Source organism: Streptomyces sp. MBT65 (assembly GCF_016612545.1).
Classification (GTDB): domain Bacteria; phylum Actinomycetota; class Actinomycetes; order Streptomycetales; family Streptomycetaceae; genus Streptomyces.
This window is the reverse complement of sequence record NZ_JAENRY010000312.1, coordinates 1-8,630: the sequence shown is the minus strand read 5'-3', so window position 1 is coordinate 8,630 and position 8,630 is coordinate 1. Positions and strand designations below refer to the sequence as shown.

Genomic DNA, 8,630 nt, shown 5'->3' with positions numbered 1-8,630 from the left:
CTCCCGTGCCCCGCCCGGTGCCTGTCCCGGAGACGTTCGTCGGCCCGGCCGCGACCGAGACGCCCGCCGTGGTGGAGACGTCCGCCGTCCAGGCCACCCCGGAGCCCGAACGCCCCGCCAGCCCGTCCGCGGCGGCTACGTCGCGTCGGCCGGCGCAGAAGCGTGCTGTGCCCGCAGCCGACTCACGCTTCCCGCACGGTCCGCTCGCCGTACTGGACGGTGACGGCAGTGCGTACGGCGTCGACGGCATCGTGCTCGACTGCCGGGCGACCACCATCCCGCAGCTGGTGGAGTGGACGCTCAGGGAGTCCCGTCTCGGTGCGTCGAAGCTGCACAAGAACGGCAAGGGCTCCGACCCGCTGATCGTCATCACCGCCGCGGCCGCGGTGAAGTTCGGACTGCCGGAACGTCTGGAGGACCGTCGGGGCCTGCGCCTGGAGGGGGACCACCCGGTCGTCAAGCAGGTGCTGAAGGCGAAGTGGCAGCTGACGAAGCGCGGGTTCGGCCCGTGGGCCCGCATCTACCGCAAGGCGCAGGGGAGCGACCGGCAGTGCGTCCAGCTCGCGATCCTGCCGTGGGACGCCCTCGATGGCCGCTCCTGGCCCGGCGTCACGGATATGGGGCCGACCGACATCGCCCGTGTTCTGGGGGTGTACGCCCAGCGCGTCATCACCCCGCGCGGCAGCACGGCGGTCACCGGGCTGGAGCTGATGACAGCGCTGCGCCCGCCGACCCGCGCCGTGCGCGACGAGCAGACCGGCAACTGGGTGTCCGGCCACAACCCTGGCTCACTCGGCACGGAGCCGGTTCCCCCGGCGCCGCCGGAGGCCCGGCCCGAGCACCCCGTCGCGCAGGGCTGGACGGGCGGGTTCCTGGATGAGGAGGCCTACCAGTGGGTGCGGCCGGTGGAACTGCTCACCGCCGAAGAGGTGACGCTGCCCTTCGTGGTCGGCCTGGACCTCAACACGGCGTTCCTCGCGGCCGCGGCCCGGCTCACCGTGGGCCTGTCCGCCCCGGACCACTTCCACGCCCCGCAGTTCAACCCCAAGATCTCCGGATCCTGGCTGGTCGACCTGTCCCACATCGAGCTGGACCCGCGCCTGCCCTCGCCGTTCACGCCGTCCGGCGAGCGTCCGACGGGGCCGGCCTGGTACCAGACGCACACCGTCGCCTACGCCCAGGAACTCGGCTACGACGTCCACCCGATCGAGGCGTACCTGCGGAGGGAGACCGGCGCGTACCTGGATCCGTGGCACGACCGGCTCAAGACCGCCTACGTCGACACCCTCGCCGACCTCGGTGTCACCAAGGACCTCACCGACAGCGAGTTCCTTGCGGCGATGGAGCTGCACAAGGAGATCGACCCGGCCCTGACGGCGGTCCTCGCCGCGATCAAGGGCACGGTGAAGGGCGGCATCGGCAAGCTGTTCGAGGGGCCGCAGGGCAAGGGCCACCGTGACGGTGAACCGTGGCCTGCCATGCAGCGCGCCACGTGGGCCCCATGGATCCGCAACGCCGTCATCTCCAAGGCGCGGGTTAACATGCACCGCAAGCTCAACAACATGGTGAAGCTGACGGGCCGATACCCGCTCGCCGTGCTCTCCGACTGCGTCGTCTACCCGAGCCCCGGCGCCTCCCCGCTGGACTTCCTGCCGTACGCAGCCTCCGGCAAGCCGCAGCCCGGAGGGTTCCGCCTCGGGCCGACCCCGGGCCTGGCGAAGCTGGAGGGCGTGCAGGACATGGCATGGGCGGTCGACCTGATGGAACAGGGCTACAACCCGGCCCGCCACATCAAGGGCGGCGACGCCGTCCTGGACGAAGGGGAGTAACCAGTGGGGGAGATTGAGGAGGCGATCGAGCGGGCCGAGGAGGAGTCGTTCACCCGGCAGCCGCCGAAGACGTTGAAGGGTCAGATCGGCTACCTGCTCAAGCAGATGGGCAGCGCGAAGGCCGTCGCGCAGGAACTCGGCGTCACCGCCGACTCCGTCAACAGGTACCGGCGCGGCGCCCGCAAGCACGCGCGCGCCGACGTCGCTGCGAAGATCGACGACGCGGTACGGCAGCGGTGGCAGCCGCAGGTACGCAAGCGCCGTCAGCGCCAGGCCGCCGCCACGGGCGGGATCACCGTGGAGACGAGGGCACGGTTCGGGTACACCGCGCCGGTCGGCACGACCGACGACGGACGGTTCCGGCGACTGACCGTGCACCTCCCCCCGGCGTACGCGCAGCGCCTGTTCGACGCCCGCGACGCGGGCGCCAGCGACCAGCAGATGCGCGACATCATCGCCTCAGGATTTAAGGACGTCTATTTCAAGGATGGCGGAAGCCGCGCCGTGGGCCTCTCAGACGTCTCTCTGAATGACATCGATTACCTCGACGTCGACTTCTGACGATGAGGAAAAGCATGGCCTCTGTTGAATTTCCTGTGCAGGGACGCGATGTCTGTCACCACCGGACTGCAGCTGAGCCGAGGAGCTCCATCCGGCATGGCGATACGTCGCGGCGACTCGAGTTCTACGATGGAGGGCCGCGCCATCGATGCGTTCGCGTCGACGCTCGCCGGCGAACTCGAGCTGATCGAAGCCGCAGCCTATGCCGCAGAGACAGCACGCATCAACCCGGATCGACCGGCTTGATGCCCGTGGATGGTTCACCCAGAAACGAAGAAGTTCCTTGTGATCTGCGGTGACGGGGTTCTTCTAGGACCACATCAAAAACGATCGACAAGGTACTTCCGAGATGTAATGTTCTCATGCTGCGGCCTCGGTCTCATCCGCGTTCGATGCCTCGAACCTGATCGCGTACGGCGCGCTGGGACGTCCGGTACCTCACCGAGCACTGACCGCTGTATTCGTTCCGGCGGAACCGTCCTGCCCGCTGGCTGGGGGGCGTCTCCGTCACCTTGCGGGTCGGGCCCGCTGGCTGGCGAGTCCCTCGTACCCCGGCAGCAGGGTGAGGATGAAAACTCCGGCGCGCGCAGCACGCGCCGACGAGCGCCGGGGGGGTGCCCCTATGACTTTGGTCAAGGGGTGATCGGGGTTGGTGGTTGGTAGAAGGTGCCGTCGCGGAGCATGGCGAAGAGGACGTCGGCTCGGCGGCGGGCGAGGCAGAGGATGGCCTGGGTGTGGTGCTTTCCCTGGGTGATCTTTTTGTCGTAGTAGGTGCGGGAGGCCGGGTCGGCGAGCGCGGCGAATGCCGAGAGGAAGAAGGCTCGCTTGAGCTGCTTGTTTCCTTCCCGCGAAGGCTGTTCGCCGCGGATGGACGACCCGGAGCTTCGAGTCGCCGGGGCGAGGCCGGCATAGGCGGCGAGATGGGCGGCGGATGGAAACGAGGTGCCGTCGCCGACGTCGATGAGGATGCGGGCTCCGGTCCTGATGCCGATGCCAGGCATGGACATCAGGACCTTGGAAAGAGAGGGTGGGCCTCCAGGAGTTCCTCGATCCGGTGGGCCAGCAGTCTGCGCTGGTCGAGCACCGCCTGGAGCGAGGAGGCGAGGCTGGGGACGATCAGTGCGGCTGCGTCCGTGCCCGGAACGACGACGGTCTGCTCATCCAGCGCGGTGAAGACGTCGTCGATCAGCCGCTCGGCCATGCGGGGCGCCTTGGGGCGGATCAGTGCGATGAGCCGTCGGCGTCCGGCTTTGCGGATCTGGGCCGGCGAGCCGAACTGGTCCAGCAGTCTGAGGACGGCCGGGTGCTGCATGCGCGGGCCGATGACTCGTTCCAGGTGCGGGTGGATCTGGGTGAACAGGCCCCGCAGCCGGTTCGAGAGGCGGGTCGCTTCCGCGGCGAGGTCGTCGTCGAACCCGACGATCATCGACAGCTCGGCGATCGTCTCGTCGTCGAGGTCCACCGACCGCAGCGTGTGCGGCATCGCCCTGGCCGCGTTGGCGATGATGAAGGCGTCCTTCGAGTCGGTCTTGGCCTCGCCGGGGTAGAGGTCGGCGATCCTGCGCATGGTCAGTCCGGGCAGGTAGGCGACGTGGCTGCCCAGGTCGCGGGCGATGGTCAGCGGCAGGGCGCCGATGGAGGCGACCTGGTCGACGATGACGAGGACGGTGCCGTGCTTGGTCTGCAGCCTGGCGAAGACCTCGCGGAGTTTGGGTTCGCTGTTGGGCAGCCGCTTGTCGAAGGTCTTCTTCCCGGCCGGGGTGAGTGCGGTGGCGTGGTGTTCGTCCTTGCCGACGTCCAGGCCGAGGTAGACGTCGACGTCGCTGGTGTCGATCACGTCGTGGTTCCTTCGGTGCTGTTCACCCGGCCGGCCACGGCACTGATCGCCACATCCACATTACGAAGAGCCTCCCGACCTGCGGAAAGGCCGGTGGTCATGCCCCTAATCAGCGGTCTGTCAGTGCCCTCGGAGCTGGTGACACCACCCCCCGGGCCATGAACTCGACACGGGGAGGTAGTCATGCCAACTCCGAAGGCCGGTAACCCCGTTGCGGGGCTACGAAGACGGTAATGGGGGGCGACGACCAGAAAGTACAGCACCCACGGGCCGGAGGGGTCGCCATCAACGCTCTGGCGGTAGTCTCCGACCGTGACCGAGAGCACGTCGGTCCAACGTTCCCACGTGGACTACCTGCCGATCCCAAACGGGATGGACTACCTGTAGACAGCCCAATTCGACGGCACGGACGTTGTAGTTGGCCTACAGCTCGGCTCGATGGTCGCTCTCGAGGACGGGTGCGGATCCGGGCACCCATGGAGGATGGGTGCAGCTCCTTTGGAAGGACGGGGTGACTGGGACGTCGGTGGCGCATCACCCGTGCCCGACGCGGCTGCCCCTCGTGGGAGCGCCGCAGGCAAGCATGGCGGCCAGGCCGAAGAGCGGCCGAGCGGTCCTCGGTGATCAGCGCCGGGACAACCGCAACCGCCGGAAGGATCGCACCTCACATGTGAACTCGCGGCTCGCTGCCGGTGAGGTCGCACCTTGCGAGGAACTGCACCCGGAGCCGGACCTGGGAAACATGTCTGCTTTCAGGCGCCGGTTCCGGTGAGAGCGGCGGTTGCCTGCCAGAGCCTCTTGGCGACGGCAGGGTCCAGGCCGGCCCGGCTGGGCTTGCGGATCAGTGGGTAGCCCGTGAAGCTGAACAACCCGTCCGGACCGACGTAGGCGTTGCCGGGGACGTCTTGCGTGGCTGCGTACAGGAGTGGCAGCGCTCCGTGTTCGACGTCCTGGACCAGGAAGGGGAGCCGGTTGACGAATCCCAGCGGCGAGTGCGTGACCAGTCCGCTCCGCGCGACGCCAGGGTGAGCGACGACCGAGCGGACATGGCTGCCCGAGGCGGTCAAGCGGCGCTGCAATTCCAGCGAGAACAGCACAACGGCGAGCTTGGACGACTCGTAGACGGCCAGCCCGTTGTACTTGCGGGTGCGCCAGTCGAGGTCGTCGAGGTCCACCCTGCCGAATCGGTGCAGTTGGCTGGAGACCGTCACCACGCGGTCGGTCAGCCGGGGCAGCAGCAGGTTGGTGAGCACGAACGGCCCGAAATAGTTCGTCGCGGTCTGTACGTCCAGGCCCTGCGCGGTCCGCGCCGCCGGGATGTCCATCACCCCGGCGTTGTTGATCAGAACATCGATGTCGCCGGTGTACGACGTCGCAAACGCACGTACCGAGTCCAGGTCGGCGACATCGAGTCGCCGGACATCGAAATCTCCACGCATACCGGCCACTGCCTGGCGCGCCTTGTCGACGTTGCGCACGGCCAGCACCACGTGGGCGCCGACCCCTGCGAGTTCGCGAGCGGTCACCAGCCCGATCCCCCCGCCGGCACCGGTGATCACCACTGTCACGCCGGCCATGCTCGGCAGCCGGTCAGCGGTCCATTTGGCCATAGTGAAATCCTCCGGAGGCTCTTCTACCTGATTCCTGACGCCGTCCAGTGAACGGGGACCGTGCCGGCGGATGAAGGACCTGCCCAACCACTGAATGGCAGGGCGTGGCTACCCGTGTCGACCTGCCGGACAATGAGACGGAGGTATACGACATGCGAGGCGGGGAGTCCGATGGTGGACACGGCGGTGGATGGCGAGGGTCTGGCCGATTTCCTGCGCGGACGCCGGGAGTCCCTGCAACCCGAGGACGTCGGGTTGCGCCGCGGCGCACGACGGCGGGCGACCGGGCTGCGCCGGGAGGAGGTCGCCGAGCTGTGCGACATGTCGGCCGACTATCTCGCCCGGCTGGAACGCGGTAGTGGTTCCCAGCCGTCGCAGCAGATGGCAGCGGCCATCGCCCGGGGCCTGCGCCTGACTCCCGACGAACGTGACCACCTGTTCCTGCTGTGCGGGTACCGCCTCCAGACACGGCGACTACGCGAAGCGCACATCAGTCCCGGCCTGCTGCGCGTCATGGACCGGCTTCAGGACACACCCGCGCAGATCGTGGGCACGGTCGGTGAAACGCTGCAGCAGACGCCGCCCACCGTGGCGCTGCTCGGCGACGAGACGCGTCACACCGGCCCGGCGCGCAGCGCCCTCTACCGGTGGTTCACCGACCCCACCACCCGCGATCGGTACCTGCCCGACGACCACCACCTGCACAGCCGCGTCTACGTCGCCCTCCTGCGCGCCAGTGCGACCGCGCAGGGGCCCGGGTCGCCGGCCGCCTCGCTCGTGGCCGACCTGCAGCACAACGAGGAATTCGCCGAGCTGTGGAACCGCCATGAAGTGGGACTGCGGTGGAGCAACGCCAAACGCTTCGTCCATCCCGAGGTCGGACGCATCGACCTGTACTGCCAGACACTGCTCGACCCCGACCAGGGGCAGTCCCTGCTCATCTTCACCGCCACACCTGGCACGGAGAGCCACGACAAGCTTGCTCTGCTGACCGTGCTCGGCGCCGACACGTTCGCAGGATCCTGACGCACTGGCGGCATTTTCGGAGCCGAGCGCCTTTGGGGGTAGCTCCTCTCAAGCTACGACCCCACCGGCACCGAGCCGCGAGTCCACGTGTGAGGTGTGATCGTTCCGGCGGTTGCGGTTGTCCCGCCGCTGATTGCCGAGGACCGCTCGGCCGGTCTTCGGCCTGGCCGGAATGCCTACCCGCGGCGCTCCCATGAGGCGCAGCCGCGTCGGGCACGGGTGATGCGCCAGGCACCGATGTCCCAGCTCGGCCAGTCCCTCCGAAGGAGCTGCACCCATCGCGTATACGGCGATCCGGATGCGCTGGCCCCGCGTGGCGCGGGGTTGGCCGTGTGTCGTGGGTCAGGAGAGGGGGTGCAGCCAGTGGGCTTCCAGTTCCCCCTCGGTCAGGCCCGCGATGGCGGCGAAGTACGTCTGCATGAACGGCTGCGAAACGTGCGCCAGCAGGTGGGCGCCGGAGGACCAGCGCTCGTAGAAGGCGAAGGCGCCCGGCTGGTCCGGTGTGGTGTGCACCACGTACTGCTCGCATCCATCCTCCTTGCGGGTGAGGCCGATGATCGCCTGGATCTCGCCCAGCATCCGGCCCTCCCCGCCCGCCTTGGCCCGGGCGTATCCATATACCGCGACCGGCGTGTCCGAGGCGAGGATGGCGGCGGGGATGAGGCCGTCGGGTGTCGTGTCGTCAGTGCTCATGAAGTCCTACTCCGTCATGGTCGGTTCCACCGGTGCTGATGCCCGGCTTCCGGAGTGTAAAAGTTGACGTTAACGTCAAAGGCAAGTTGGGTGACGAACCCCGGGACGGCCCGGCAGCAACCGGGACCCGGCGGCATGTGGAGCAGAGGGAGCGACGGGATGCGTATCGGCGAGGTGGCATCGGCCGCGGGAGTGAGCACGCGGGCGCTGCGCTACTACGAGCAGCAGCAGCTCATCGCGTCGAGCCGCAGCGCAGGCGGGCAGCGCCTCTACACCCCGGACACGGTCGAGCGAGTGCGGTGGATCCAGCTCCTCTACGCTGCCGGGCTGAGCAGCCGGACGATCGTGGAGTTCCTGCCGTGCGTGCACACCGGTATCGCCGGCCCGGAGATGATCGCCCGGCTTCGTGCGGAGCGGGACCGCCTCGACGATCACATGCGGGACCTTGCCGCCACGCGAGCCCGACTGGACTCTGTCCTCGCCGCCGCCGAGTTCGGCTCGACACGGCCGGCCGGCGAGGCTGCGGGGGTCTGAGGCTCGACCAGCACGCGCATACCCTGGCCCGGTGCCCAGGCCTCGAACCGGTCCAGCGTGCGCATCAGATGCACCTCGGTGTCGAACTCCGCCCAGCTGAAGTCCGAGAACAGCCACTCCTCGGCGTCCTCGGCCCGGATGTGGTCGTCGGCCACCGCGAGGGCATGGAGGACCAGCTTGGCATCCTCGACCAGAAGCTGCGTGGCATGACTCGTGTCCAGGACCGGGTCCGGACGCGTGCTGGCAGTCGCCGTGGATGGCACTGCACTCAGTGTCGCGGTCGCCGCCGACCCACCCAGCACAACCCGCCGTGTCACGTCGAAGGGCATGTAAACCGAGTTAAAACGCTCAAGCGGGCCACGTATGGCCGAGCCTCGTTCCGACTCCTCCGGACGCGCATTCTCACCCGGCCATGATCCCCGTTATCAGAGCACCGCGTTCAGGCAACGGCCGCGACACTATGACAGTGGACGCGAATGACGAGACCTGCGATCAAGAGTTGCCCCTACCTCCAAGACTAGGGTCCGTCTTCAAAGATCA

The 8,630-nt window shown here is 68.2% G+C and carries 7 protein-coding genes and 1 pseudogene; 5 read left to right on the top strand and 3 right to left on the bottom strand.

All coding sequences use genetic code 11. The features are described 5' to 3' along the window. The 3 genes from JHN63_RS42300 to JHN63_RS42290 all read left to right on the top strand — a co-directional run. Positions 1 to 1,829: transcriptional regulator (locus tag JHN63_RS42300; RefSeq protein ID WP_234478497.1), on the top strand; the 1,829-nt coding region annotated here is incomplete at its 5' end. A gap of 3 nt (positions 1,830 to 1,832) precedes the next feature. Further along, the gene (locus JHN63_RS42295) at positions 1,833 to 2,390 is read left to right on the top strand and encodes an XRE family transcriptional regulator (protein ID WP_200690446.1); all 558 of its coding nucleotides are present in this window, start codon (positions 1,833 to 1,835) and stop codon (positions 2,388 to 2,390) included. A gap of 96 nt (positions 2,391 to 2,486) precedes the next feature. After that, positions 2,487 to 2,636 (top strand): hypothetical protein, encoded by a 150-nt coding sequence (locus JHN63_RS42290; RefSeq protein WP_200690445.1) that lies wholly within the window; start codon positions 2,487 to 2,489, stop codon positions 2,634 to 2,636. Between the two features lie 386 nt (positions 2,637 to 3,022). Here JHN63_RS42290 and JHN63_RS42285 read toward each other — a convergent pair. Then, positions 3,023 to 4,227: pseudogene (locus JHN63_RS42285) on the bottom strand (IS110 family transposase). Between the two features lie 752 nt (positions 4,228 to 4,979). Next, on the bottom strand, positions 4,980 to 5,924 hold the full coding sequence (locus tag JHN63_RS42280; protein WP_307782108.1) for an SDR family NAD(P)-dependent oxidoreductase: 945 nt from the start codon (positions 5,922 to 5,924) through the stop codon (positions 4,980 to 4,982). An 84-nt stretch (positions 5,925 to 6,008) separates the two neighbouring features. Here JHN63_RS42280 and JHN63_RS42275 point away from each other — a divergent pair, with 84 nt between their 5' ends. Beyond that, the gene (locus JHN63_RS42275; RefSeq protein WP_200690444.1) at positions 6,009 to 6,863 is read left to right on the top strand and encodes a helix-turn-helix transcriptional regulator; all 855 of its coding nucleotides are present in this window, start codon (positions 6,009 to 6,011) and stop codon (positions 6,861 to 6,863) included. A gap of 342 nt (positions 6,864 to 7,205) precedes the next feature. Here JHN63_RS42275 and JHN63_RS42270 read toward each other — a convergent pair whose 3' ends face one another. Then, positions 7,206 to 7,556 carry a putative quinol monooxygenase gene (locus JHN63_RS42270; RefSeq protein WP_200690443.1) on the bottom strand — a complete coding sequence of 117 codons (351 nt, stop codon included), beginning with the start codon at positions 7,554 to 7,556 and terminating at the stop codon, positions 7,206 to 7,208. Positions 7,557 to 7,715: 159 nt separating this feature from the next. Here JHN63_RS42270 and JHN63_RS42265 point away from each other — a divergent pair, with 159 nt between their 5' ends. Then, the gene (locus tag JHN63_RS42265) at positions 7,716 to 8,090 is read left to right on the top strand and encodes a MerR family transcriptional regulator (protein WP_200690442.1); all 375 of its coding nucleotides are present in this window, start codon (positions 7,716 to 7,718) and stop codon (positions 8,088 to 8,090) included. Positions 8,091 to 8,630: the final 540 nt, after the last annotated feature.

Bases quoted from the DNA above. Each gene is read 5' to 3' on its own strand.
- JHN63_RS42270 (WP_200690443.1), bottom strand. From the start codon at position 7,556: ATGAGCACTGACGACACGACACCCGACGGCCTCATCCCCGCCGCCATC.
- JHN63_RS42265 (WP_200690442.1), top strand. From the start codon at position 7,716: ATGCGTATCGGCGAGGTGGCATCGGCCGCGGGAGTGAGCACGCGGGCG.
- JHN63_RS42290 (WP_200690445.1), top strand. From the start codon at position 2,487: ATGGCGATACGTCGCGGCGACTCGAGTTCTACGATGGAGGGCCGCGCC.
- JHN63_RS42275 (WP_200690444.1), top strand. From the start codon at position 6,009: ATGGTGGACACGGCGGTGGATGGCGAGGGTCTGGCCGATTTCCTGCGC.